Origin of the sequence: Saliniradius amylolyticus, assembly GCF_003143555.1 — a bacterium.
GTDB lineage: Bacteria > Pseudomonadota > Gammaproteobacteria > Enterobacterales > Alteromonadaceae > Saliniradius > Saliniradius amylolyticus.
Map to the genome: position 1 here is coordinate 1,072,971 of NZ_CP029347.1, position 26,329 is coordinate 1,099,299.

General features: G+C 52.8%; 23 protein-coding genes, 1 tRNA gene and 1 pseudogene. 13 read left to right on the forward strand and 12 right to left on the reverse strand.

The genetic code is table 11. The features are described 5' to 3' along the window. The 3 genes from HMF8227_RS05105 to yhbY form a co-directional block, all read right to left on the reverse strand. Positions 1–912, reverse strand: coding sequence for an AAA family ATPase (locus HMF8227_RS05105; RefSeq protein WP_109339151.1), 912 nt, complete (start codon positions 910–912; stop codon positions 1–3). A gap of 156 nt (positions 913–1,068) precedes the next feature. Next, entirely contained in the window at positions 1,069–1,464 is a 396-nt protein-coding gene (locus tag HMF8227_RS05110) for an H-NS histone family protein (RefSeq protein ID WP_109339152.1), read from the reverse strand. Positions 1,465–1,622: 158 nt separating this feature from the next. Continuing rightward, positions 1,623–1,919 carry a ribosome assembly RNA-binding protein YhbY gene (gene yhbY / locus HMF8227_RS05115; RefSeq protein WP_109339153.1) on the reverse strand — a complete coding sequence of 99 codons (297 nt, stop codon included), beginning with the start codon at positions 1,917–1,919 and terminating at the stop codon, positions 1,623–1,625. Positions 1,920–1,995: 76 nt separating this feature from the next. Here yhbY and HMF8227_RS05120 point away from each other — a divergent pair. The 10 genes and pseudogenes from HMF8227_RS05120 to HMF8227_RS05165 all read left to right on the forward strand — a co-directional run bounded on the left by HMF8227_RS05120 (position 1,996) and on the right by HMF8227_RS05165 (position 12,950). Further along, positions 1,996–2,594, forward strand: a pseudogene (locus HMF8227_RS05120) (SAM-dependent methyltransferase). A gap of 48 nt (positions 2,595–2,642) precedes the next feature. Continuing rightward, positions 2,643–4,607, forward strand: a complete 1,965-nt coding sequence (ftsH, locus tag HMF8227_RS05125; RefSeq protein WP_109339154.1) for an ATP-dependent zinc metalloprotease FtsH — start codon at positions 2,643–2,645, stop codon at positions 4,605–4,607. Positions 4,608–4,666: 59 nt separating this feature from the next. Next, complete coding sequence (folP, locus tag HMF8227_RS05130; protein WP_109339155.1) at positions 4,667–5,503, forward strand: dihydropteroate synthase; 837 nt, start codon at positions 4,667–4,669, stop codon at positions 5,501–5,503. Positions 5,504–5,523: 20 nt separating this feature from the next. Next, entirely contained in the window at positions 5,524–6,867 is a 1,344-nt protein-coding gene (gene glmM, locus HMF8227_RS05135; RefSeq protein WP_109339156.1) for a phosphoglucosamine mutase, read from the forward strand. A gap of 103 nt (positions 6,868–6,970) precedes the next feature. Next, the gene (gene tpiA / locus HMF8227_RS05140) at positions 6,971–7,720 is read left to right on the forward strand and encodes a triose-phosphate isomerase (RefSeq protein WP_109339157.1); all 750 of its coding nucleotides are present in this window, start codon (positions 6,971–6,973) and stop codon (positions 7,718–7,720) included. A 9-nt stretch (positions 7,721–7,729) separates the two neighbouring features. Further along, positions 7,730–8,086: a preprotein translocase subunit SecG gene (secG, locus tag HMF8227_RS05145; RefSeq protein ID WP_109339158.1), complete on the forward strand. Its 357-nt coding sequence runs from the start codon at positions 7,730–7,732 to the stop codon at positions 8,084–8,086. An 11-nt stretch (positions 8,087–8,097) separates the two neighbouring features. Next, a tRNA-Leu gene (locus HMF8227_RS05150) sits at positions 8,098–8,184 on the forward strand. A 165-nt stretch (positions 8,185–8,349) separates the two neighbouring features. After that, the gene (gene pnp / locus HMF8227_RS05155; protein ID WP_109339159.1) at positions 8,350–10,467 is read left to right on the forward strand and encodes a polyribonucleotide nucleotidyltransferase; all 2,118 of its coding nucleotides are present in this window, start codon (positions 8,350–8,352) and stop codon (positions 10,465–10,467) included. Positions 10,468–10,566: 99 nt separating this feature from the next. Continuing rightward, positions 10,567–11,460, forward strand: a complete 894-nt coding sequence (nlpI, locus tag HMF8227_RS05160; protein ID WP_109339160.1) for a lipoprotein NlpI — start codon at positions 10,567–10,569, stop codon at positions 11,458–11,460. Beyond that, on the forward strand, positions 11,460–12,950 hold the full coding sequence (locus HMF8227_RS05165) for a tetratricopeptide repeat protein (RefSeq protein WP_109339161.1): 1,491 nt from the start codon (positions 11,460–11,462) through the stop codon (positions 12,948–12,950). Before nlpI ends, HMF8227_RS05165 begins: the two co-directional genes overlap by 1 nt. Here HMF8227_RS05165 and HMF8227_RS05170 read toward each other — a convergent pair. The 7 genes from HMF8227_RS05170 to HMF8227_RS05200 all read right to left on the reverse strand — a co-directional run bounded on the left by HMF8227_RS05170 (position 12,934) and on the right by HMF8227_RS05200 (position 20,907). Continuing rightward, a complete protein-coding gene (locus HMF8227_RS05170; protein WP_109339162.1) occupies positions 12,934–13,413 on the reverse strand; it encodes a SprT family zinc-dependent metalloprotease in 480 nt (159 codons plus the stop codon). The genes HMF8227_RS05165 and HMF8227_RS05170 overlap by 17 nt on opposite strands. A gap of 145 nt (positions 13,414–13,558) precedes the next feature. Next, complete coding sequence (gene lipA / locus HMF8227_RS05175; protein WP_109339163.1) at positions 13,559–14,521, reverse strand: lipoyl synthase; 963 nt, start codon at positions 14,519–14,521, stop codon at positions 13,559–13,561. Then, positions 14,514–15,161, reverse strand: coding sequence for a lipoyl(octanoyl) transferase LipB (lipB, locus tag HMF8227_RS05180; RefSeq protein ID WP_109339164.1), 648 nt, complete (start codon positions 15,159–15,161; stop codon positions 14,514–14,516). The genes lipA and lipB overlap by 8 nt, the downstream gene beginning before the upstream one ends. 8 nt (positions 15,162–15,169) lie before the next feature. Then, positions 15,170–15,436, reverse strand: coding sequence for a DUF493 family protein YbeD (gene ybeD, locus HMF8227_RS05185; protein ID WP_109339165.1), 267 nt, complete (start codon positions 15,434–15,436; stop codon positions 15,170–15,172). Between the two features lie 89 nt (positions 15,437–15,525). Continuing rightward, entirely contained in the window at positions 15,526–17,157 is a 1,632-nt protein-coding gene (locus HMF8227_RS05190; RefSeq protein ID WP_109339166.1) for an FMN-binding glutamate synthase family protein, read from the reverse strand. Between the two features lie 172 nt (positions 17,158–17,329). Next, positions 17,330–19,000: an asparagine synthase B gene (gene asnB, locus HMF8227_RS05195; protein WP_109339167.1), complete on the reverse strand. Its 1,671-nt coding sequence runs from the start codon at positions 18,998–19,000 to the stop codon at positions 17,330–17,332. A gap of 236 nt (positions 19,001–19,236) precedes the next feature. Then, positions 19,237–20,907 (reverse strand): M28 family metallopeptidase, encoded by a 1,671-nt coding sequence (locus tag HMF8227_RS05200; protein ID WP_109339168.1) that lies wholly within the window; start codon positions 20,905–20,907, stop codon positions 19,237–19,239. Between the two features lie 76 nt (positions 20,908–20,983). Between HMF8227_RS05200 and HMF8227_RS05205 the strand changes: the two genes are divergently transcribed. Continuing rightward, a complete protein-coding gene (locus HMF8227_RS05205) occupies positions 20,984–21,772 on the forward strand; it encodes a DUF3025 domain-containing protein (protein WP_109339169.1) in 789 nt (262 codons plus the stop codon). Positions 21,773–21,775: 3 nt separating this feature from the next. On the opposite strand, the gene HMF8227_RS05210 is transcribed toward HMF8227_RS05205, so the two are convergent. Continuing rightward, positions 21,776–22,489, reverse strand: a complete 714-nt coding sequence (locus HMF8227_RS05210; RefSeq protein ID WP_109339170.1) for a Yip1 family protein — start codon at positions 22,487–22,489, stop codon at positions 21,776–21,778. Positions 22,490–22,602: 113 nt separating this feature from the next. Between HMF8227_RS05210 and HMF8227_RS05215 the strand changes: the two genes are divergently transcribed. Then, positions 22,603–23,391, forward strand: coding sequence for an ABC transporter ATP-binding protein (locus tag HMF8227_RS05215; protein ID WP_109339171.1), 789 nt, complete (start codon positions 22,603–22,605; stop codon positions 23,389–23,391). Next, the gene (locus HMF8227_RS05220) at positions 23,391–24,584 is read left to right on the forward strand and encodes an ABC transporter permease (RefSeq protein WP_109339172.1); all 1,194 of its coding nucleotides are present in this window, start codon (positions 23,391–23,393) and stop codon (positions 24,582–24,584) included. The genes HMF8227_RS05215 and HMF8227_RS05220 overlap by 1 nt, the downstream gene beginning before the upstream one ends. 41 nt (positions 24,585–24,625) lie before the next feature. On the opposite strand, the gene HMF8227_RS05225 is transcribed toward HMF8227_RS05220, so the two are convergent. Then, positions 24,626–26,290, reverse strand: a complete 1,665-nt coding sequence (locus HMF8227_RS05225; protein ID WP_109339173.1) for a lytic transglycosylase — start codon at positions 26,288–26,290, stop codon at positions 24,626–24,628. Positions 26,291–26,329: the final 39 nt, after the last annotated feature.

Genomic DNA, 26,329 nt, shown 5'->3' on the forward strand with positions numbered 1-26,329 from the left:
TCAGGCGGCAAGCGGATCGATGTGTTCCAGCAAAGTCATGCTGAGTGCCTTCTCCTGATAATGCGAAGTCTGACTGTCCCTGAGGCGGTGCTCACAGACTGAAGGCAAGACCTGCTGTACGTCTTCCGGTAACACATGATCCCGGCCCTGAATCAAAGCCCAGGCCCGAGCTGCACCGAGTAAGGCCTTGCTCGCGCGTGGGGACAAAGCGTTGGGGAACTGACCCGACTGACGACTGAAGTTAACCAGGCGAAGGATATAATCCAATAACGCATCGGACGCATGGATTTGGCGACTCTGTTCGCTGTACTGACTGAGCTTTTCTGGTGTTAACAGGGGCTGATGACGATTCTGAGGCTGGTGGGATTGTCTGAGCATGGCCTTCTCAGCATCAGCCTGTGGGTAGCCGATCTGAAGGCGCATCAAAAAGCGGTCCAGTTGAGACTCGGGCAGTGGGTAGGTGCCTGTGTGGTGAAGCGGGTTTTGCGTGGCGATAACAAAAAAGGGCGATGGAAGTGGATAGGTATTACCATCAATAGACACTTGATGCTCTTCCATTGCTTCTAAAAGGGCGCTTTGGCTTTTGGGGCTGGCGCGGTTTATCTCGTCGGCCAACACCAACTGACTGAATACAGGCCCAGGGTGGAAACTAAAGTCTTGTTGCTGAGGGTCAAAGGTTGAAAATCCAAGCACGTCGGCGGGCAGTATGTCCGAGGTAAACTGGACTCTGGAAAACGACAGGCCGAAGGTATTGGCGAGGGCGTGCGACAGAGTTGTCTTTCCCATGCCGGGTAAGTCTTCGATCAATAAGTGTCCTCCGGCTACCATGCAACATACCGCCAGGTGGATGGCTTCACTCTTACCCAGAATTTGTCGTTCTATTTGTTGAATGGCCGTATCGAGGTTTGCCATGATGACTCCATCAGCAAAGGACACTCTAAGCTTAGCCAATTGCTCGCTGGCGTCGACCAGAGATAGGTATGCAGGTGATACTCACTGTATTAAGTCGGGGAAGGAAATATAGGAGGCATAAAAAAACCGGCCGCAGCCGGTTTTTTTAAAGATCGATTACACCCGATATTGCTCTAATTGGCCTTTGCCTTTTAGTTCGGCAAACACTTTCGGTGTGCGGCCGATACCGGTCCAGGTATGTTCCTGACCCTGAGGATCCGTATAACGGTATTTAATGGGCCGTTTTTGACCTTTACCTTTACTTTTCCCTGATTTGGCCGCTCCGGCTAATTCTTCAGGATCGATGCCCGCTTCCTGCATTTGTTTTAACAGGGCTTCCTTAAGTTGTCTTTTCTTTTCTTCCTCGGCTCGTTGAACCGCTTCCTGTTCTTTACGCTTTGTAATTACATTATCTAACTTTTCGGCTACTTCCTGTAACTCTTCTACTGACAGCTCTTTTACCGCTCCTTGCAAACGGCGTCCGTGAGTTAAGATCTTAAGAAATTCAGTCATGAGTCACCTTAGGTTTATTTTTCTATTAAAAATTAATAGAGATAAAATATAACTAGTTGTCTGATATTTCAACAAGAAAGGAGACGAAAGTGATGTTTTTGTGCGATTAAATTATTTTCGAAAACCAACGGACTGAAAACAGGTCCAGCCCTTTGGTTTCATTTTTTAGGTAAACGAATGTTGGGTTCTTTAGCTGGACGATATAAAACCAAAGTGTGCCCAATTATCTGCACATTCACCCCTTGCGTTTCGCGCACAATGGCGTCGGCAATTAATTGCTTTTCTTGTTTGTCTTCGGTAGGAATCTTAACCTTAATCAGTTCATGGTGGCTAAGAGCTTGATCAATCTCAGCGACGACACCCTCTGTGAGACCGTTATTCCCCAGTTGCACAACAGGCTTTAGGGAGTGAGCCAGGCCTTTTAAGTACTGCTTTTGTTTCGTGGAAAGCTTCATTAGTGATACATTTATTACTATTGCGAGGTTGAAAACCTCTATTTTAACGCCATTAACCCCTTATTCCCAACTACAAATACGACTTACGGTCAAAAAACACGGTTCTGCCAGAAGTCAGCGTTGCCTGAAAGAGCACTTCGATGAGCAGTATGTTCAAAAAAGTGCAAAAACAAGGCTGGCGGTCCTGGGTCGTATTCGAGCTGGAACAGATTCGGGACAAAGACAAACTGATCAAACTGGGGATGACCGTCGTAGATTTGAGGGCGGCATTCAGTGGTTAGTCGCAAGTAACTGCCGGTCTGGTGGGGGACAGGGGCCAGGTCATCGCCTGCGATATCTTGCCCATGGGACCCTCGTTAGGCGTGAGCTTTCGGGACGAGGCGTTGCTGGCGCGCATTGGGAGTAAAACAATAGAGACAGTGTTGTCCGATATGGCTCCCAGCATGAGTGGCAATGACTCGGTTGATCAAGCTGGTGGAGCTGGCGTTGGATATGTGCCATCAGGTGCTAAAACCCAATGGCAGTTTTGCGGTCAAAGTATTTCAGGGTGCGGGCATTCACGACTTTTTCAAAGCAGTAAAACAGGCATTTCGGGCGGTAAAGACCCGTAAACTCGATTCTTCCCGGGCCTGTTCCCGAGAGGTTTATCTGGTAGCGACAGGCTATAAACTGTAGTAGGCTTGGCCCTGCCAAAATGAATTTGTAATAAACGAGGTTACAGCGTTGAGCGACATGGCAAAAAATCTAATTCTGTGGCTGGTGATCGCCGTTGTATTAATGACGGTGTTCCAAAGCTTTACACCGGGTGAATCCCCCGGAAGACAATATTCCTACACTCAATTTATTGATGATGTGAATCAGGGCATGGTGCGCGAGGTGCGTATCGATGGCCGTGAGATTAAGGGCGTGAAACGCAGTGGGGAGAACTTTAAGACCTTCCTACCCACGTCGTACGACGAGCATCTACTCAATGATCTGTTGAAAAACGACGTGCGGGTGTACGGCGAGCCTCCAGAGCAACCCTCGATGCTGGCCAATATATTTATCTCCTGGTTCCCGATGCTGCTGTTGATCGCCGTGTGGATCTTCTTTATGCGTCAGATGCAGGGCGGCGGTGGCCGTGGTGCTATGTCCTTTGGTAAGAGCAAGGCGCGTTTGCTGGGTGAAGACCAGGTGAAGACCACCTTCGCCGACGTAGCCGGTTGTGACGAAGCCAAGGAAGAAGTTGTTGAGCTGGTGGACTTTTTGAAAGACCCCTCCAAGTTCCAGAAACTGGGCGGCAAGATACCTAAAGGTGTATTGATGGTAGGGCCGCCGGGCACCGGTAAGACCCTGCTGGCGAAAGCTATCGCTGGTGAAGCGAAGGTACCGTTTTTCACCATTTCCGGCTCCGATTTTGTGGAGATGTTCGTGGGTGTCGGTGCCTCCCGGGTGCGGGACATGTTTGAACAAGCCAAGAAGTCGGCTCCCTGTATCATCTTTATTGATGAGATCGATGCGGTCGGTCGTCAGCGTGGCGCGGGCTTAGGTGGCGGTCACGACGAGCGTGAGCAAACTCTGAACCAGATGTTGGTTGAGATGGACGGCTTCGAAGGTCACGAGGGGATTATCGTTATCGCCGCTACGAACCGTCCGGATGTGTTGGATCCGGCGCTGTTGCGCCCCGGTCGTTTTGACCGTCAGGTTGTTGTGGCGCTGCCCGATATCCGTGGGCGAGAACAGATCCTCAAAGTTCACATGCGCAAGATCCCTGTTGCCGATAATGTGGATGCCAGCGTCGTTGCGCGGGGCACGCCAGGCTTCTCCGGTGCCGATTTAGCTAACCTAGTGAATGAAGCCGCTCTATTTGCCGCTCGAGCTAACAAGCGACTGGTCGCGATGGAAGAGTTTGATCGGGCCAAGGACAAGATCATGATGGGCGCCGAGCGCAAGTCCATGGTAATGACCGAGGACGAGAAGGAAATGACCGCCTATCACGAAGCGGGCCATGCGATCGTCGGACGATTGGTACCGGAGCATGACCCTGTCTATAAGGTGTCGATTATCCCCCGTGGCCGTGCATTGGGTGTGACCATGTATCTGCCTGAACAAGACAGATTCAGCTACACCAAACAGCATATTGAAAGCATGATTTCGAGCTTGTATGGCGGTCGGATCGCAGAGCAGGTCATCTATGGCGATGATAAGGTTACCACCGGTGCTTCCAATGACATTGAGAAGGCCACAGACCTGGCTCGCAAGATGGTCACCCAATGGGGATTGTCCAATAAAATGGGACCGATGCTGTACGCCGAGGAAGAAGGTGAGGTGTTCTTGGGTAAGAGTATGTCCAAGGCCTCGCACATGTCTGATGACACGGCCCGTGCCATTGACGCGGAAATTAAGGCAGTGATCGACAGTAATTATGAGCGGGCCTATAAGATCTTGAATGAAAATATGGACATTCTCCATGCCATGAAAGATGCGTTGATGAAGTATGAAACCATCGACGCCAAGCAGATCGACGATCTGATGGCTCGTCGTGACGTTCGTCCTCCTCAGGATTGGGATAATGATAATGACCGTCCGACAGGCAGTGCACCAACCGGTGACGGCAATAAAGCCGATGACGAGACTAAAGACGACAAGAGCAGCGACGAGGATAAAGGTCGTTCGGATGTTGGTAAGCCCGGCGATCTGCCAAGTTAATTTCATCTAATATCAAGGGGTGCGCACAGTGCCCCTTCCCATTTCCAATAATAATCATCATGCAATTTGGACAGAAAGCACTCAGCCTCGACCTGCCCCGGGTTATGGGCATTTTAAATGTTACTCCTGACTCATTTTCTGACGGTGGTCAGTTCAACTCGCTGGAGCAGGCGATTCGCCATGCGGATAAAATGTTGTCGGAAGGAGCTGACATGATCGATGTGGGCGGAGAGTCTACTCGCCCCGGCGCACAGGAAGTTGGAGTGCAGGAAGAATTGGATCGGGTCATTCCGGTGATCGAAGCCATCCGTGAGCGATTCGATACGATTATCTCGGTGGATACCAGTAAACCTGAGGTGATGACACAAGCCGTACAGGCCGGTGCCGGGCTCATCAACGATGTGCGTGCCTTGCAGGTGCCAGGGGCGTTGCAAGCGGCGGCAAAAACCGACGTAGCGGTGTGTTTGATGCACATGCAAGGCCAGCCGAAAACCATGCAGCAGAAACCACAATACGATGATGTGGTTGAGCAGGTCAGCGTTTTTCTAAAGCAGCGTATTCAAGCTTGTGAAGAAGCCGGTATCGACAGACGCCGTTTGGTTCTGGATCCGGGATTCGGTTTCGGTAAAACGCTGCAACATAATTATCAGCTACTCCATCAATTGGCACAGTTAAAGGCGTTAGAACTGCCCATTCTTGCAGGACTGTCCCGCAAGTCTATGCTGGGTAAGTTACTCCAGCTTTCTGCCGGTGAAACCCAGGCTGCCAGTCTGTCGGCGGCCGTGATGGCGATGATCAATGGTGCACGAATTCTCAGAGTGCACGATGTGGCGCCGACGGCTCAGGCGCTTCGAGTGGCCTGGGTAGCGCTTGACCCAAGCCAGTTGGATGATTGAGTTTTTAAGAGGATCTTACATTGAGTCAGCGTAAATATTTCGGCACTGATGGTATTCGGGGTAAAGTGGGTGAAAGTGCCATCAACCCCGAGTTTGTAACTAAGCTGGGTTGGGCCGCGGGTCGTATTCTTGCCGGACGCGGAACCAATAAAGTGCTTATTGGTAAAGACACTCGCATCTCAGGGTACATGCTGGAATCGGCGTTGGAATCCGGCCTCTCCGCTGCCGGCATCAATATTGGTTTGTTGGGACCTATGCCAACGCCCGCCATAGCCTACCTGACTAAAACCTTCCGTTCAGAGGCGGGAATTGTGATCAGTGCCTCTCATAACCCTTACTATGACAACGGCATTAAGTTCTTCTCATCGGATGGCTTCAAGTTGGACGACGATCTTGAGCTGGCAATAGAACGGCAAATGGAACAGCCTATGCAGTGCGTCGCATCCGATAAACTGGGTAAAGCAACCCGGATTGACGATGCCGCTGGTCGTTATATCGAGTTTTGTAAAGGCACTTTCCCCTCAGAGTTGTCACTGGAAGGTCTTAAGATCGTGGTAGATTGTGCCCATGGCGCGACCTACCATATTGCCCCCAATGTGCTCCGCGAGTTGGGTGCTGAGGTGCTCACTCTGGGCGTGAATCCGGATGGGCTGAACATCAATGACAACGTCGGTGCTACCTCGCTGGATGCCGTGCGTGCCAAAGTGCTTGAAGAAAAAGCCGACCTGGGCTTCGCATTGGATGGCGATGGTGACCGTATCATGTTGGTGGACCACAAAGGCCACATTGTCGATGGCGATGAAATTGTCTATATCATTGCCCGGGATGCGCTTAAATTTGGCAATATGCAGGGTGGCGTTGTCGGTACCCTGATGAGCAACCTGGGTCTGGAGCAGGCACTGGCCAAGTTATCGATTCCTTTTGAGCGTAGCAAGGTCGGCGATCGTTACGTCATGGAACTGCTTCATCAGCGAGGCTGGAAGATCGGGGGAGAGAATTCCGGCCATGTTCTGAATCTTAATATGGCGTCCACCGGCGATGGTATAGTGGCGGGCTTGCAGGTATTGGCGTCCATGTTGCATTCTGGACTCAGCTTATACGAACTGCGTCAGGGAATGGAAAAGCTGCCACAAAAGCTGATCAATGTTCGATTCCAGTCCGGGCAAAAGCCCCTTGAAGCCGAGGGGGTTCAACAGGCGGTGAGTCGCGCCGAGTCGGAGTTGGGCGACGCGGGCCGTGTATTGCTGCGTAAGAGTGGTACGGAGCCTTTGATCCGGGTGATGGTGGAAGCCAATGAAGTGCATCACGCCGAGCATTGGTCAGGCTATATTGCCGACGCGGTACGAAAAGTAACCGGACAGTAGTTCTACGACGGTGGCGTGCTTGTATATTGGCGCAGGCTTGGGTAAACTCTCGCGCGCTTCCCATCGTGCATATCATGATCCTTTGGGAGGATAAGGAGTCGCTATGACAACACAAAGCAGACAACCATTGGTCGCTGGTAACTGGAAGATGAACGGTAACCTGACATTGGCTGAGTCTCTGGCTGATGGCATTGAGCAGGCCGAATTGCAAGTGACTGAAGTGGTGGTGTGTCCTCCTTTCCCGTATCTGGCGGCCTTATCCAAGCGAACATTGACCTTGGGAGCGCAAGATGTGAGCGCTTGCGAGAGTGGCGCTTACACCGGTGATGTGAGTGCTGCAATGCTCAATGAGATGGGCTGCCGCTATGTCATTGTCGGTCATTCTGAACGCCGCGACGGCCATCAGGAAAGCAATGCGCTGGTGGGAGAGAAAGCGGCGCAAGCACTGAGTCAAGGGTTAACACCCATTGTCTGTGTCGGTGAGTCTGAGCAGACTCGTCAGGCAGGGCTGGTAGAAAGTCATATTGCCGAGCAGTTGAAAGCAATAGTGGACAGCATTGGTGGTGAGGCTATCGCCAAGATTGTTATCGCTTACGAGCCCATTTGGGCCATAGGTACCGGTCAAACGGCAACACCGGAACAGGCGCAGGCGGTGCACCGGTTTATTCGTGGTTATCTGGCCGAGGTCGACCCCGCCGCAGCCGCGAAGATACGTATTTTATACGGTGGCAGTGTTAAAGGTAGCAATGCGGCCGAGTTGTTTGCCCAGCCCGATGTGGACGGTGGTCTGATTGGTGGGGCGAGTTTGAAAGTGGATGAATTTTTAACGATTTGCCAAGCGGCAAACGCATAGAGGTAAAGCATGCTTTACGAAGTATTATTGGTAGCTTATTTGCTGGTGGCTCTTGCCCTGGTGGGTCTAGTACTGCTTCAGCGCGGTAAAGGCGCCGACATGGGAGCGTCTTTCGGCGCGGGATCTTCGGGCACTGTCTTTGGGTCAACGGGGGCCGGTAATTTTCTGACCCGCGCCACGGCCGTTCTGGCCACGTTGTTCTTCGGTATTAGCTTGATTCTTGGGGCAATGACCTCGCAAGAAGACAAGCAAGGTGATGAGTGGCAGAACCTGGAGGTGCCAGCGTCAGAAGAGAGTACAGCTAAGCCTGCCGATAGCGACGTGCCTGCATCGGAAGGCGGCAACAGCTCGGATGTACCTCAGTAATAATCAGATTCGCGGATGTGCTGGAATTGGTAGACAGGCAACGTTGAGGTCGTTGTGTGCGCAAGCACGTGAGAGTTCAAGTCTCTCCATCCGCACCATTTATAAAGCCCGGCTTAAGCCGGGTTTTTTGTCGCTAAAATTTGTCATGTAAATGCCCTGTTTTTACCGTCTTTGAGCCGCTATACTATCGGCCGCGTTAAAAAGCGAAGAAACCTAAAGTAAACAGTAAAAGAGTCCCATAGGACTCGTAAAAGGAAGAAACAGTGACTCCGATTACAAAAACATTTGAATACGGTCAACATAAAGTAACCTTAGAAACCGGCGTAATTGCCCGTCAGGCGACGGCTGCCGTGATGGCCAGTATGGATGATACCTCGGTTCTGGTAACCGTGGTTGGTAAGAAAGAAGCCAAGCCCGATCAGAGCTTTTTCCCATTAACCGTGAACTATCAGGAAAAAACCTACGCTGCGGGTAAGATCCCTGGCGGTTTTTTCAAGCGCGAAGGGCGCCCTGCAGAGCACGAAACCCTGATTGCGCGTCTGATCGACCGTCCTATCCGCCCCTTATTTCCGGAAGGCTTTAAAAACGAAGTTCAGGTCGTCATTACCGTTGTTTCCGCTAACCCGGATATCCCGACTGATATCGTTTCCATGATCGGAACTTCTGCCGCTTTGGCGATTTCCGGTATCCCGTTCAGCGGTCCTATCGGTGCTGCCCGTGTGGGATATAAGGACGGCCAGTACATCCTGAACACTCGTGTGTCCGAGCAGGAAGAGTCCGAGTTGGACCTGGTGGTTGCCGGTACAGAAAGTGCCGTACTGATGGTGGAATCTGAAGCCGACGTACTGCCTGAAGAGACCATGCTGGGTGCCGTTATGTACGGTCACGAGCAGATGCAAACCGTGGTAGGTGCAGTGAATGAATTCGCCGCCGAGGTCAATACGCCTAAGTGGGATTGGCAACCTGAAGCGGAAAATACTGAGCTAAAAGCCAAGATCAAAGAGATGGCGGAAGCGGACATGACCGCCGCTTACCAGATTTCCGATAAACTGGAACGTAAAGATGCGGTAACCGCTTTGACCGACAAAGTGGTTGAGCAAATTACCGCAGAAGATGAAGAGCAAGACCCAAAAGAAGTTGCCGACCTGCTGCACGAGCTGGAAAGTGATGTGGTACGTAGCCGCATTCTGAAAGGTGAGCCTCGCATCGATGGTCGCGATCCTAAAATGGTACGTGCCTTGAATGTGGGCACAGGCATTCTGCCTCGCACCCATGGCTCAGCGCTGTTCACCCGCGGTGAAACTCAGGCGTTAGTGGCTGCCACTCTGGGTACTGAGCGTGACGCTCAGATGATCGATGAACTGGGCGGCATGACCAACAACCGCTTTATGCTGCACTACAACTTCCCTCCCTATTGTGTGGGTGAAACCGGCATGATGGGCTCGCCCAAGCGCCGTGAAATCGGTCACGGTCGTTTAGCGAAGCGTGGCATTCAGGCGGTTATGCCGTCGGAAGAAGAATTCCCCTATGTGGTACGAGTGGTTTCCGAAATCACAGAGTCGAATGGCTCTTCTTCTATGGCCTCAGTATGTGGTACCTCTCTGGCGTTGATGGATGCCGGTGTGCCTATCAAGTCTTCCGTAGCGGGTATTGCCATGGGCTTGGTGAAAAGCGATGATAACTTCGTGGTATTGTCAGACATTCTGGGTGACGAAGACCACCTGGGCGATATGGACTTTAAAGTAGCCGGTACCAGCGACGGTGTGACTGCTTTGCAGATGGATATCAAGATCGAAGGTATCACTCAGGAAATCATGCAGATTGCCCTGAAGCAGGCCAAAGAAGCTCGTCTGCACATTCTGAGTGTGATGGACGAAGCGATCGGTTCTCACCGTGAAGAGCTGTCTGATTTTGCTCCGCGTATCTACAGTCTGAAGATCGATCAGGACAAGATCCGTGATGTTATTGGTAAAGGCGGTGCCACTATCCGCTCGATTACCGAAGAGAGCGATACCAACATCGAGATCGAAGACGACGGTACCATTAAGATTTTTGCTACCGAGCGGGCCAAGGCACAGATCGCCATTGACCGTATCGAGGGCTTAACGGCCGATGTGGAAGTCGGTAAGACCTACAATGGTGTCGTGAAGCGCATCGTTGACTTTGGTGCCTTTGTGGAAGTGTTACCAGGTAAAGAAGGTCTGGTACATATTTCACAGATCGCTCACGAGCGTGTGAATAAGGTTACCGACTACCTGAAAGAAGGTCAGAACGTAGATGTGAAGGTGATGGAAATCGACCGTCAGGGCCGTATTCGCCTGAGCATGAAAGAGCTGCTGGAAAAGCCGCAGGCTGAGACCTCCGAAAGTTCAGACAGCTAATTACCGTGGCGGTCGACAGGACCGTCGCAGTAGTAATACACAGCAAAAAATGGCATCCTCAGGGTGCCATTTTTTTATACGGCGACTTACCTTTAGATTATGCAAAAATTACCAATATTGGCCTTGTTGCTGACTTTACTGCTGGTAGCAGGGTGTAGCTCGGTGCCCGGCAGCTCGGGCGGCGATAGTCAGATGGGCAACCTGATCCTGGCAGAACCAGAACCGGCAGACATGCGCAGCCAGATGGCGCTGGCCCGCTATAGTCAGATCCTGAACAACGTAGATCTGGATCAGGAGCAGCGTGCCGAATTGCTGTATCAACGCGGAATGTTGTACGACAGCGTGGGTCTTAAAGGCCTGGCCCATTTTGATTTCACCAGTGCGCTAAAATTAAAACCGGATATGGCAGAAGCCTATAACTTTATGGGTATCCATCATACTCAGAATATGGAATTTATCCGTGCCTATGAAGCCTTTGATGCCACTTTGGAAATCGACCCCGAGCATGAATACGCCTTCTTAAACCGCGGCATTGCCCTGTATTACGGAGGTCGCCCGGAACTGGCCGTAGAAGACTTAGCCGCCTTTTACCAAAAGGATACCAGTGACCCCTACCGGGCCATTTGGGCTTTTATTGCCGAGTATGATATCGATCCCGAGCAGGCAACAAAGCATCTGAAGCAAAAGCGTGCCAAACTGGAAGACAAGTTATGGGCTTCCGAACTGGTGGATTTGTTTCTCGGTAAAATCAGTGAGGGGCGCCTTCTGGGTGGCGTGTTGCAAAATGTGCGCAATCAAAGCGAATTGACTCACCGGCTGTGCGAAGCCTATTTCTATTTGGGTAAATACCACACGCTTAAACAGAACAAGAGTATTGCCGCCAACTACTTTAAGCTCGCCCTGAGTACCAACGTGTATGAGTTTGTGGAACACAAATACGCTCGTCTGGAGCTGGATTTGCTGCGTGAGCGTACTGTAGAGCAGGGCGACTGATGCTCGGTTGGTTATTGAGTGTGGTGAAGTTGGTCATTATCGTTGGCCTGTGTGTGGGGATTGCTTATTCAACCTCCCACTATGCCCCTCAGGTGCTCTATGAGCACCGTCAGCAGCCGATGCCTACTCAGCTTTTTGTTGTGGCTCGCAAAGGGTCTGAGACGGCATTAGAGGCGTTAACAGAATACGGTACTGCACAGTCGGCGGATTACTGGCTCAAGCTTGCCGGTGGTATGGGTGATAGTGAGGCCTATTACCAACTGGCAAGCCGTGAAACGCAGCCTGAACCTCACCGGCGTTGGCTGGCTCGCGCGGCCCATGAAGGTCATGCCCGGGCTCAGTACGACTTGGCGATGCTCAGTCGCTCGACACAAAAGCAGCTGCAATGGCTGCAACAGTCGGCAGATCAGCGTTATGTGCCTGCGATTAAAACCCTGGCCCAATGGCATTTATTGCACGAGGCGTTTGATACGGCACAGCCGCTGTTAGAACAGGCTGCGCCGCAGGATGGGGAGAGCGGTTTCACTCTGGCCCGGTTGTTGTGGGCCCAGAACAAGCAGCAGCAAGCCATACACTGGCTTAAACGCAGTGCCGAGCTGGGCTATGCTCTGAGTCAGCGTTATCTGGCGCTGATAGAGAAGCACTGGCAACAGCCAATTAACGTCGCCCAGGCTCCCGCTGAATGCCCTATGCGCATTCAGCCGGTGGCAACCTCGTTAACCTCTGCTTATCGCATTCAGTCGCTCTTAGAACAGTTTTCTGAGGACGCCCGTCTGGCTAGTCTGCCGATGTGCACTTTGCCTATGGTCTGGCTGGAAGACAATGCACTGTCCTGTAGCGAGAACTGGCAGGGAAGTGGCCGACTGGGCTGCGATGAGGCCAAGCTTGCGAGCCGACTTAAACCGTTGCAGCAACAGCTGACTCATGTATTGGTAATGGCCGAGGAAGGTAAGGCCAATGTGCACAATGGTGTGATGTATCTGGATGTCGCCGACTCTTACTCGGTGTTTGTGCACGAGCTGGCCCATTTTGTTGGCTTTGTGGATGAATACCCGCTCGCCGATCAAACGGCGGAGCAGGTGTGCCAGGCCAGTCTGGGCGCGCCTAATGTGTTAATTCAGCAGGCGAGTGAGTCGGCAGGGATGAACATTCCTGAGGACTGGCGTAAAGCGCAGAGTGACTGGAGCCTGAGTCCGGCGCGGACCTGTGATAACCATGATTATCAGGCCTATAAGCTCACTTCGCGCATGACCTTTATGGAATTTCACGACATCGAGCGTATCCCTCCCATTTATCTGGAGTTATGGCGCGAGCGATTGGAAACCGGACAGGACGTGATCCCGGCCTATGTGAACTTTGCCCAGGCGTTGCAGCAGAAACGTCAGTGGCTGGCCGCCGACAGTTGGTGGCAGCTCGCCATGGCCTTTGACGGTAATGGTCAATCCGAGCCTGCACCGGCATCCGAAGAAGCGGCTAGTGCGCCGGAGTAAGCGCACAAGCACACTTCTTGCAGTAGTAACGGGCCTGACCGCGCTGGATTTTGTTATGGCGGCGTATCGTTAATTCCACCGGCCCACAGTCACAGCTATAGGCAAAGGTTTTGCCACGCACCGAACTCACATCCATCTGATGGCTGGCTTTGCCGGTCAGGCCAAATACTGATCCCATCAAGCCTCGCCATTCCTTGCCATGAGGCCGAACCCGGCCATACAGCTGCCAGGTAAGTAGGTGGCAGATCTCATGGGGGATGACCTCATCGAAAAAGGCCTGCGGATTTTCTGCCAGCAATACCGGGTTAAAGCGAAGTTCATTCGTTTGCAGTCGTGCGCTGCCCGCAGCTTTGCCCCGCTGCTTAAGGCTGACTTTGGGGCGGGGGAAGGAGCGCCCCAGTTTTTGTTCTGCCAGGCAATAACAGTGTTCGACACGTTGATGAAGCTGTTGAGTATGCAGCATAACAGGGCTTCTAAGGAGAGTTAGCCATCAAGGATGTCATACGCAGACACGCCGTAAATCCAATCCCTGGGGCTCCTTCAAAGGGTCTGCTTTATGACGTCCTTGATGTCTCGGTGACGTTAGCACTTCCCTGTTTCAGTTATCACTAGCCCACTTCCACACCGGCGGCCTGAAGATCGGCGTGATAGGAGGACCTCACCAGGGGGCCACAGGCGGCGTGGGTAAAGCCAAGGTCATCGGCAATCTGTTTCAGCTCGCCGAACTCGTCCGGGTGAACATAGCGTTTTACCGGATAGTGGTGACGGCTGGGCTGCAGATACTGGCCTAACGTCAGCATGTCCACATCGTGCTCGCGCAGGTCTTTAAGTACTTCCACCATATCTTCCTTGGTTTCGCCCATGCCCATCATCAGCCCAGACTTAGTCATGATTTCTGGATGTTGCTGTTTAAACTTCTTCAGTAATGTCAGGGACCATTTGTAGTTGGCGCCAGGACGACATTCGCGATACAGCTTGGGGATGGTTTCCAGGTTGTGATTAAACACGTCCGGTACGCCGTTTTTGAAGATTTCCAGCGCCCGATCCATACGGCCACGAAAATCAGGCACCAAGACTTCGATCTTGGTCTCGGGACTTTTCTCGCGAATGGCATTGATGCAGTCGACAAAGTGTTGAGCGCCGCCATCGCGCAGGTCATCGCGGTCTACCGAGGTGATGACCACGTATTTAAGCTTCATTTCGGCGATGGTAGAAGCCAGTTTTTCCGGCTCCTCGGCGCTGGGAGGCAATGGCTTACCATGGGCTACGTCACAGAATGGACAGCGACGAGTACAAACCTCACCCAGGATCATAAAGGTGGCGGTGCCATGATTAAAACACTCGGACAGATTGGGGCAACTGGCCTCTTCACACACTGACACCAGATTGTTCTTACGCAGCGTTTTTTTTATGTTGTCGATACGGTCGGTGGAAGGCGGTAGCTTGATCTTGATCCAGTCCGGCTTGCGTAGCATCTCCTCGCGCTCGGTCGGCACTATGGTAACCGGGATATGCTTTACTTTGTCTTCGTCGCGTAGCTTTACGCCCGCTTCTGGTCGTGTATTACTCATCAAAACCTTCTCGATTGTCGGTGTGTTCGATGTTTAACTGTTGGCAGAATGCCGATACCAGCAAAGGACCGGCTTGTTCCAGACTATTGGGACCCTCTAATTGTGCAGAGTGTATCATTTCCATGCCCGCATAGCCGCATGGATTGATGCGTTGAAAGGGGCCCAGGTCCATGTTCACATTCATTGCCAGTCCGTGAAAAGAGCAGCCTTTACGGATGCGCAGGCCCACGGAGCATATTTTTTTCTCATCCACATAGACGCCCGGAGCATCGGCCTTGGCATAGGCCTCGATGCCAAAAGGGGCCAGTGTCTCTATGATGGTTTGCTCTAGTGCCGTGACCAGATGGCGCACCCCCAGCTTGCGGCGGCGTAAATCCACCAGGACATAGAGCATTTGCTGGCCGGGGCCGTGGTAAGTCACCTGGCCGCCTCGATCCACCTTCACCACCGGGATATCGCCGGGGGCCAGCAAGTGTTCCTCTTTGCCCGCCTGCCCCTGAGTGAATACGGGGTTATGCTCCACCAACCACAGTTCATCGGACGTGTTATCGCCGCGATGGTCGGTAAAATCCTGCATCGCCTGCCAGATAGGCGTATAGTCCTGACGCCCAAGCTGGCGCACGATAATGGAATCTGTCATCACAGGCCTTAAATAACGTGGCGTACCAGTTCCAGGTTACCCAGTTCTACATAGAGTGTCTCCATGTGTTCCTTACTGGTAACGCGGACGCTAATGGACACCGAGTGATAGTTACCCTTAGAGCTTTCCTTGACTCTGGGCTGGTAGTCATCGGCGGGCGCGTGCTGTTGCAGGCAGGCTACCACATCATCCGGCAATCGCTCATGGGCGATGCCGACCACTTTAAAGGTCTGATAACAGGGAAAATCCAGCAATTGGTCAAATTTGGTATCCATGGGCTTCTCCAGGCAGGTACAGCAAAAACGGCGAGATTATACCTGATCTGCCGGCGTATTAGCTATAGATGGGGGCCGCAGGGGCTAAATCAAGTAGAGGCCGGAGCGCCACCGGGCTGGTCCAGATCCATATGCCGTGCCATAAAGGAGTCCGGAGAAGCCTCTAATATATCTTGCTGGTATTTGTCTGGCAGAGGGGCATCCAGAAAACTGCTTGGTTTAGGATAGGGCAGCAGGGCGTCAAGACGCTCGACGCAGGCATGATCCACCCGGCGATACAGGTGATAGCGTTTAAGTTTGTTGGGGCTTTTAAGGCCGGAGGACGAGGTTATGTCCACCGCCGAATGAACGGTTTCTTTTTGATAGCGTGCTACTCGCTCGGCCTTGTCTTCCACGTCCAGCCCGGCAATCAGCTGGCGATCCTGCGTGGTGATGCCGGTGGGGCAGCGATTGGTGTTGCAAATCAGCGAGTGGACACAGCCTAGCGCCAGCATCATACCCCGGGCACTGTTACAAAGATCGGCCCCCAATGCCAACGCACGCACCAGGTGAAAGCCGGTCAATATCTTGCCGCTGGCAATAATTTTTATTTTATCTCTCAGGTCAAACCCGATGAGACAGTCTTCCACAAAGGCAATGCTGTCGTGCAGTGGCATTCCCACAGAATTACTGTACTCCAGTGGCGCAGCGCCGGTGCCGCCTTCGCCGCCGTCAACGGTGATAAAATCGGGGTGGATGTGAGTCTCCCGCATGGCCTTACACAGAGCAATGAATTCACTTCGCCGGCCGATACACAGTTTGATACCGACGGGTTTACCCTTGCTTAACTCTCTGAGTTTTTGGATAAACTGCATCATCTCTATAGGGGTGGAAAACGCTGAATGGGTGGACGGGGAAATCACATCCGTATGCGGTTCTACCAGTCGGATACGTGCGATTTCCTCGGAGTTTTTACCCGCAGGAAGAATACCGCCATGACCGGGCTTGGCCCCTTGAGAGAGCTTTATTTCAATCATTCTGACGCTGTCATAAGCGGCTTTTTCGGCAAAGGCGTCTGGGCTGAACTGGCCATTCTGATCGCGGCAGCCAAAATAACCGGTGCCGATTTGCCAGACCAGATCACCGCCGTATTCGAGGTGATAGTCAGAGATGCTGCCCTCGCCGGTGTTATGGTAGAAGCCACCGAGCCGGGCGGCCTTGTTTAAGGCTTTAACAGCATGGTCGCTCAGGGCACCAAAGCTCATGCCGGAGATGTTCAGTAATGCAGCCTCATAGGGCTGCTGACAGTCAGAACCGCCGATAGTGACCGTGGGGGAGGTGTTGATGTCTTTGATGTTCTTTGCGTCCATTGAGTGAGCGATCCACTCATACCCTGCCCGGTACACATCCACCTTTGTGCCGTATGGGTTGGAGTCCATCGCGCCTTTGGCCCGCTGATATACGATAGAGCGGAACATGCGGTTGATGGGGCGGCCATCCATATCGGATTCGACAAAATACTGGCGTGCAAAAGGTCTTAGGCCCTCCATTAACCAGCGTCCGCGACCGAAGAAGGGAAAGTTGCGCCGTATGGAATGTTCCTTTTGCAGCAGATCCAGCAGGCCCAGGCCAAAGGTGGCAAGTGGCACCAACAGTAACCAGCCCACCCAGGACCACTTTGCGGCCAAGGCAATCAACACAAGAAAGACAAGCAGATGAATCAGATAAAAGAAGCGGCGCATAGGGCTGACGTTGATTGGTTTTGTTTACAAGTAAACATAGTCGGCGGCCCGGTTGCAACTACTAAACCTGAATATGGGAGATAGTTTGTGAAGGGGGCGGAGTCTGATCGATAAAAAGCCCCCGGGCCCTAAACAGGCCTGGGGGCTGTATGCACGACTAGGGTTAGGCTTTTTAATAGGCGTCGCTGTGTACACCCTGCATGGCACGGCCCGATGGGTCGGCCATGTTGGCAAAACTTTCATCCCACGCCAGCGCCTCGGCGGTACTGCAGGCGATGGACTTGCCTCCGGGCACGCAACGGGCCGCAGTTTCCTGCGGGAAGAAGCTCTCGAAGATCTCGCGAAACAGGTAGCCTTCCTTGGTATCCGGAGTGTTGACCGGAAAGCGGAAATGGGCGGTTTTCATCTGCTGATCGCTGACCTGTGTTTCGGCCACTTCTTTGAGCGAATCGATCCAGGAATAGCCGACGCCATCGCTGAACTGCTCTTTCTGACGCCAGAGTACTTCCTGGGGTAAGTATTCACCGTTATCGAAGGCCTTGCGCAGAATCCACTTTTCCATTCGTCCGTCCAGACACATCTTGTCTTTCGGGTTCAGACGCATGGCCACATCCACAAAGTTTTTATCCAGGAAGGGCACCCGGGCTTCTAAGCCCCACGCACAGGTGGCCTTGTTGGCGCGGGCGCAGTCGAACATATGCAAGCGGTCGATCTTGCGTACCGTCTCTTCATGGAACTCTTTAGCGTTAGGAGCTTTGTGGAAGTACAGGTAGCCGCCGAAGATCTCGTCGGCACCTTCGCCGGACAGCACCATCTTAATGCCCATGGCCTTGATCTTACGGCTCATCAGATACATGGGCGTGGAGGCACGGATGGTGGTCACGTCATAGGTTTCCAACTTGTAGATGACATCTTTGATAGCATCCAGGCCTTCCTGTACGGTGAAATTCACCTCGTGATGCACGGTGCCGATCATATCTGCCACTTTGCGCGCAGCCGCCAGGTCGGGCGAGCCTTCCAGACCTACGGCGAAGGAGTGCAGACGAGGCCACCAGGCATCGGACTGGTCTTCATCTTCCACCCGTTTGGCGGCAAACCTGGCCGCAATGGCGGACACCAGCGACGAATCCAGCCCGCCGGACAGCAGCACACCATAGGGGACATCGGACATCAGGTGACTTTTGACTGATTGTTCCAGAGCCGCTTTGAGGTCTTCCAGGTTGGTCTCATTGTCTTTGACCGCATCGTAGTCCATCCAGTCGCGCTGGTAGTAGCGGCGAAGTTCGCCGTCTTCACTCCACAGGTAATGCCCCGGAGGAAACTCCTGAATGGTCTTGCAGACTGGTACCAGTGCCTTCATTTCTGAGGCCACATACAGGTTGCCGTGCTCATCGAAGCCGGTATACAGCGGAATAATGCCGATATGATCCCGGGCGACCAGGTAGGCGTCTTTTTCCTCGTCGTAGAGGATAAAGGCAAACATGCCTTCCAGCTCGTCGATGAAGTCGATGCCCTTTTGCTGATACAGCGGCAGGATCACCTCACAGTCCGAATGCGTCTTAAACTCGTAAGGCGTCGCCAGGTCAGCCTCAAGTTGCTTGTGATTGTAGATTTCGCCGTTTACGGCCAGAATTTGCTGATTATTATTGCTGACAAGCGGTTGGGCACCATTATCCAGATCCACGATCGCCAGACGCTCGTGACATAAAATGGCATTGTTATTATTCCAGATGCCGGACCAGTCCGGGCCTCGGTGGCGTAATAACTTTGACAGTTCCAGAGCCTGGCTCCGCAACTCACTGACATCAGATTTGATGTCCAGAATTCCCAATATACCGCACATAAATAAGGGCTCTCCAAGGATAATTGTCAGTATAAAAGCGCTAAAAATCGCTGTTGTTATGAAAATGTTTCAATAAAGCGAGATTTTTAGAACAAAGTGTTCGATTCTGACTCTGCCAGCCCTGTCAAAAAATGCAAGATGATTCTGGGATAAAATATACGATTGGAGTTGGTTTGCGCGGTGCAGATACAACTGTGCCGCCTGGAAAGGCGGCACTGATTTACGAAAGCCGGAAGTTACTTCTGGCGCTGAAACTCGCTGCTGGCTTTCCAGTCTGGCCACTGCTCGGCATTGGCGACATGGACACCCACATCGAAAAACAGCTGGGTGTCTTCCACAACACCGCCAAAGTCCCAGCTGTCGCGGAAGCGGTCACACACCTGATGATAACAGCCCTGCACGATCACATTCATGCGCTTGCGATACTCGGCGGTGGCTTCATCGATAGGCGTTTCACCGCCTTCGGCGTAAAGGGCCGGAACCCCTTGCTTGGCAAAAGCGAAGTGGTCGGAGCGGTAATAGTAACCGGCCTCGGGGCGGCCTTCTTCGACCAGGTGACGACCCTGACGCTCAGCTGCCTTAGCCAAGTATTCTTCCAGCTCAGACTTACCTTTACCCACAACCGCTACATCTTTGGTGCGACCTAGGATGTTCATGGCGTCCATATTCAGGTTTGCCACGGTTTGTTCGATGGGGATAACCGGATTGCTGGCGTAGTACTTAGCGCCCAGCAGGCCTTGCTCTTCGGCGGTAACGGCCAAAAAGGTCATGGAACGATCCTGACGGGGTTCCAGCTTGGAGAAGGCCTCGGCCATGGTTAGCAGCGCCGAAGTACCGGTGGCGTTATCGTGCGCGCCGTTGTAGATCTGATCGTCTTCCAGCGACTCGTCTTTACCCAGGTGATCCCAGTGGGCGGTGTAGATAATGTGCTCATCGGGCTTGGTTGCGCCGGGCAGGGTCGCAATCACGTTGTAGCTGGTGGAACGTTCCAGTTCGGAGCTGACTTCAACCGACGCCGTTAAGCCCTCAAGCGGCACCGCCGTAGGACCGGCGATAGCTTGTTGCTTCATCTCAGCAAAGTCCATACCGGCCTCGTCAAACAGCTTCTGGGCGGCGTTTAGGCTGATCCAGCCTTCCACTGCCACACGGTCGGCGGCGCCATTGTCGGTGACCATCGAATACTGCGGACCACTCCAGCTGTTAGCGACGACTGACCAGCCATAGGACGCAGGGGCCGTTTCATGCACAATGATGGCCCCGGCAGCGCCCTGACGGCTGGCTTCTTCATATTTGTACGTCCAGCGACCGTAGTAGGTCATGGTTTTGCCCTGGAACTTATCACCTTCAGGGTTTTCAAAACCTGGGTCGTTGACCAGGATCACCACGGTTTTGCCTTTTACGTCCACGCCTTCGTAGTCGTTCCAGTCATATTCAGGCGCGTTGACACCGTAGCCGACGAATACCAGCTCGGAGTTATCCAGGCTGACTTTTTCCTGCTCGCGCTTGGTACCAACTACCATGTTCTCTTTGTATTGCAGGGTCTGAGAGCCAATCTGTAATACTTCATTGCCTGAGGCAGTGATTTCCAATAGCTCTACCGGCTGCAGGTAGCTATCGCCGTTACCCGGTTTAAGGCCAAACTCTTTAAAGTGTTTGGTTAAATAGTCGATGGTGAGCTCTTCGCCCTTAGTGGTAGGCAAACGGCCTTCAAACTCATCGGACGCTAATGTCTTGGTGTGTTTCTTTAAGGTCTCGGCCGAAATACTGTCGTAAACCGTATCGAAGTTCGTTTTTACTTGTTGTTCGGCCTCGGCGGTCTTGCTGTCGTTAGCTTGCTCAGTGCCCGGCTTGGAGCAGCCTGCCAGAAGCAGGGGCGCCAGGGCCAGAGCCAGATAGGCTTTTTTCATTTTTATCTCTTCTTGTTATCGGGTTAGAATCCGTCGCCCAGTATAGAAAATTCGTCCTAAGCCTACCAGTCACCTTATGTCTTTTGATGCCGATACCATCGCCTGGTCACCGCAATGTTTCGACAGGTCGCCGCTTAAGCACTTAGCAGCGGAGTTTGCCCTTGCTGAACAGAAAGCGATGCCCGGCCCGGACTGGCTGAATGCCCAACGTCCAACGAAGATGACACACACCTTTATGCCACAGGATAAGGTGACGTTTAATGATCGCTACTATGAACAGGTCATAGGGGAAGACAAGGTGATTCCGACCCGCGCCAACTGGCACGACTTATTTAATGGCCTGATATGGTGCCAGTTTCCCAACGCTAAGGCTGAACTCAATCGCCAGCATATAGCCGATATTCACCAACATGGAGTCAGTCCGAGAACGGCCAGGCGTAATCGCATTACCCACTTCGATGAGTGCGGGGTGGTGCTGGCATACAGTGAACCGGCCATCACTGAATTGCTGGCAGAGCATCAATGGCTGGATGGCTTTTACTCTGGACGACCGCAATGGGGGCGTACGGTTCAGGCCTTTATCTTCGGTCACGCCAATTATGAAATGCTGCTGGCTCCCTACATAGGACTGACCGGCAAGTGGCTGGGACTTAAGGTTGAGGAGCACTTCTTTGAACAGAGTAGGGCGGCACAGTACGCACAGCTTGATACGAAACTGGCCTTTCGGCTCAGGCAGGAAGACTGCCTGGCCACCAGAGGCGCCCTGCACCCGTTACCCCTGTTAGGCGTGCCGGGTTGGTATGAGAACCAGAGCCCGGCGTTCTATCAGAATCAGAATTATTTTATGCCTAAACGGCGGCGCTAGAAGTTAAAACAACAGCACCAGCAACCAGCCACCCCAGATGACCGCGAAAGGTAGCGCGGCGATCATCCAGATGGTTTTGGACGGTAAGCGGGTCCACTGGCTGATCCCGACCGCCAGCAGATAGATCATCCACAGGCTTTCCAACGTCAGGGCCTGACCAAAGCCAAACCAGTCCGACTCTACCGGGATGGACAGCCAGTAGCCCACAGATGTGGCGGCCATAATGCTGGGCAGCATTTGCTCGGAGCCAAACAGCAGGATCACCAGGGCGCTGACAAGCCCGGCGAGGGCGGCAGGAATCGACACCCACCAGGCAAAGCCGTACCAATCGGTAAAGCCATTGGTACTATATTCGTCGTTACGCGTGGTCAGGTTTAAGTAGGCGGCGACAATGGCATTGACGATAATAAACCCAATGGTGGTCATCAGTACCGAAAAGCCCATGCCCATAAACTGATGGCTCTGCTCCAGCTGCTGCCGGGCGGCTTCCTTTTCAGCCGGACTGACATCGGACATCTGGGCGTTGACCATCATCTCTTTGTACCACTGAAAGTCGACAGTTTCGAAGTACAGATAGTTGGGCAGGGCGGCACAGAGCACCACCAGAATAAAGGGCACCCAGGACCAGTTTTTGGCGTCTTCCAGAGTGGCGAATACGTGATTCGGCTTAAAAATGATGTCCTTACAGGCTTGCAAAGGGTTATTGACCTTTTCCATAGCGTTCCTTATTTGGGTAATGTTAGCGATTGTTACAAATTGCTTTTGAAAATACCGTTAAACAGCAGGTACATTCAATGGCTGATAATAAAAATCATCAATAAGAGCCTGATATGATAGAAATCAATGGATTGGCAAAGACCTTTCGGGTGGAAAACCCGAAAAAGCTGAGTGAGCAGGAAAAGGCCGACCCCCGTTTGAAGGGACGCTTTTTTCATTCGGTAGAAAATGTGAGCTTCAGCTGTGATGCTGGAGAAGTACTGGGACTGCTTGGCCCCAACGGCGCTGGTAAAACCACGACCTTAAGGATGTTGTCCACGGCATTAAAGCCCTCCAGCGGACAGATTCTGATCAATGGGGAAGACATCCTGGCCAACCCGGTCATCGCCCGTAAAAAGCTCGGCTTTTTGTCTGGCTCTACTGGCCTTTACGGTCGCCTGACGGGTCGGGAAAACATCGCATACTTTGGCCGCCTGCACCGCATGGATCCTAAGCGCATCGCCGAGCGCATCGAAGAGCTGGCCGATTTGCTCGATATGCAGAGTTTTCTGGATCGGCGCTGTGAGAACTTCTCTACTGGTATGAAACAGAAGACTGCCATTGCCCGTGCAGTGGTGCACCAACCCGACGCGGTGATTCTGGATGAACCCACCACCGGGCTGGATATTATGGCCACCCAAACAGTGCTGGATTTTATTCGCCGCCTTAAGGAGCAGCGCATTCCGGTGATCTTTTCCACTCACCATCTGGATGAGGTGGATGAGCTGTGTGATAGCGTCACCGTTATCGACAAAGGTAAAACCTGTTTTAATGGCGACCTGGATTCCTTTAAAGCCCTATCCGATGGCTCAATGCACCAGGCGTTTCTGACCACCTTGCAACGACAAAAAGGAGCCGCGTGATGTGGATGATCATGCAAAAAGAATTGAAGGAACTGCTGCGGGATCGCAAGACCCTGTTTTTTATGATCGCCATGCCGCTGATCCTGTTTCCGGTGCTGATCGGCATCGTGGGCTTTTTCACCTCTAAGGCTTTGGAAGATGCCCAGACCGAAACCCTGAAATACACGGTGGTAGGTGCCGAGAACAGTCCTGCACTGGTGAGAGAGTTGAAGCAACAGGAGCTGTTTCAGTTTGTGGAGCAGGACTCCAGCACCAATTTTGAGCAATTGATTAAACAGGAAAAGCTCGATTTTGTCCTGACCATTCCGGCCAACTTCGATCAACCAGCGTTGGAAGGCGGCCAGGCGAAGATTACCCTAATGCTCAATGACGCCGGCCTGAATATGGTGCAAAAGCGCGTCGGCGATATTTTGGATCGGCATCGCGAAGACAAACGTCGTCAGGCATTTACCTCGCTGGGCCTGGATGAGTCGGCTCAGCAGGCGTTGATTGAGCCCATTGTGATCGATAAACAAGATGTGGCCGATAAGCGCGAGAGCTGGGGCGAGAAAGTGGGTGGCTTAGTGCCTTACCTGATTTTTATCCTCTGTCTGCAAGGCGCCATGTATCCGGCTACCGACTTAGGGGCCGGGGAGAAGGAACGGGGTACGCTGGAAACGCTGCTCATCAGCCCCATCCCTCGTCATCATCTGGTGCTGGGTAAGTTTATTACCATTGCATTGGCCGGGGTGGTGTCGGCGCTGATCACGGTGGCGAGCATGGCAACCTGGGGGATAGTACTGGGCCAGGGCATGGCGATTGCGATGGTGGCGGAGTTTATGGCGGCCATTCACGCCATCGACTTTGTGCTGATGTTCCTGATGCTGATCCCCATTGTGGCCATTTTTGCCTCTATGCTGCTGAGCATTTCCATCTATGCGCGCAGCTTTAAAGAGGCACAAAGTTATATGGGCGGGATCATGTTTGCCGTGATTGTTCCCATCGTCCTGGCCACCTTGCCGGGTGTCTCACTGGAGGATGGCTGGGCCTGGGTGCCGATTACCAACGTAGCGCTGGCGATTAAAGAGCTTATCAAGGGCACCATGGATTATTACGCCCTGTTTGCCATCTTCGGCTCCACCAGTGTCATCGCCGGTGGCCTGATTGCCTTTTGTGTGTATTGGTTTAATCAGGAAAAGGTCCTATTCCGATAACCTGCGCCCCAAGAAAAAAGCCCTCATGCGAGGGCTTTTTTTTATGTGCGAGTCACGTCAATATGCAATTTTAATCGCTGCCCGGGCTGCAGGTAATTTTTGCGACTGATTTGGTTCCACTTCTCAATATCGCTGATGCTGACATTAAACCTATTGGCAATGCGCGCCAGTGAATCGCCATTGCGTACCCGGTAAGTAACGGTGCGCATGATGGCATCAGAAGATTGCTGTTCGGATACTTTATCCACCCAGATCACCAGCTTCTGGCCGGGCATCAGTGGATCGGTAGGGGCCATGCCGTTCCAGCTGGCCAGCTTACGTACGTTGACGTCGTATTCCATCGATAATTCCCACAGGGTATCGCCGCTTTGCACACGATGAGTCAGTTTATGCTCGGCGCGGCGACGGGACTGAGTGGAGGCCAGACGCTGGTCTTTGGACAGGCTGTAGCTGTCCAGCGCCTTAAGGGCCACCGGTACCATCAGGTGGTCGCCTGCGCGAATAATATTGCCGCGAATGTCGTTCACCTGGCGAATCACATCCACACTGGTGTGGTATTCCTTGGCCAGTTTTAACAGGCTGTCGCCACTTTCCACCTTGTGCCGTACCCAGTTGAGCCGCTCACGATCTTCCATCTCGGTCAGCGCCAGTTCAAAGGGCTCAGCCTTATCAATAGGCAGCAGCAGCGTATGAGGGCCTTTAGGGTCTGTCGCCCAGCGGTTATAGCCGGGGTTGAGAGCATGTAACTCTTCGACGCTGAGCCCGGCCATCTCGGCCGCCAGGGCCAGATCGATCTGGGAACCCACATTGACTGGCTGAGTGACAGGCTCGTTTTTGATTGGTAGCCATTTCGCTCCAAGGGCTTCTGAGTTCTTCAGAATATCGGCCAGTGCCAGTAGCTTAGGCACATAGGCACGGGTCTCCCGGGGCAACTCCAGTGACCAGAAGTCGGTAGGCTTGCCTAACCGACGGTTTTTGCGAATGGCGTTGCGGACCCGCCCCTCGCCACTGTTGTAGGAAGCCAGTGCATGCAGCCAGTTACCATCGAAAAAATCATGCAGGTATTGCATGTACTTTATCGCAGCGCGGGTGGAAGCTAATACGTCCCGGCGACCGTCGTACCACCAACTCTGACGCAGACCAAAACGCTTGCCGGTGCCGGGAATAAACTGCCACATACCGGCCGCACGGCCGTGGGAGTAGGCAAAGGGGTCAAAAGCGCTTTCCACAATGGGCAGCAGGGTTAGCTCCAGTGGCATCCCGGCGGCTTCCAGTTCTTCCACGATCAGATACAGGAAGGGAGCCGCGCGTTTACTGACCCGCTCCATATATTCAGGGTGTTTCAGGTACCAGTTTCTCTGCACGTTAACCCGGCGATTATCGGGGACCTCAAAGGCGAGTTGACTGCGGATGCGTTGCCAGAGGTCGGTAACCTTTGGCTCTGTTTCATCCTGCTTGGCCTCAGGTAGAGGATCGATGGGCGCCAATAATTCATCTACCGGGTGTTTGACCGGAATCACGCCTTCCTGACCACTGCGACAAAGTTCGGCCTCTTCGGCAGGATGAACACTGCTGCATTCGGCGCGCACATCGGCGGCGATGTTTTGCTCCTCGGCTTTTTGTTGTTGGGTTTCAGACCAAAGGCTGGTGGTCTGACAGCCTTGCAGCAAAAGACCGGCGGAAAAGGTAAGCAGCAGTTTCTTCATAAATTATGGTCACCTTGATGATGTGCGCTCATTCTATAC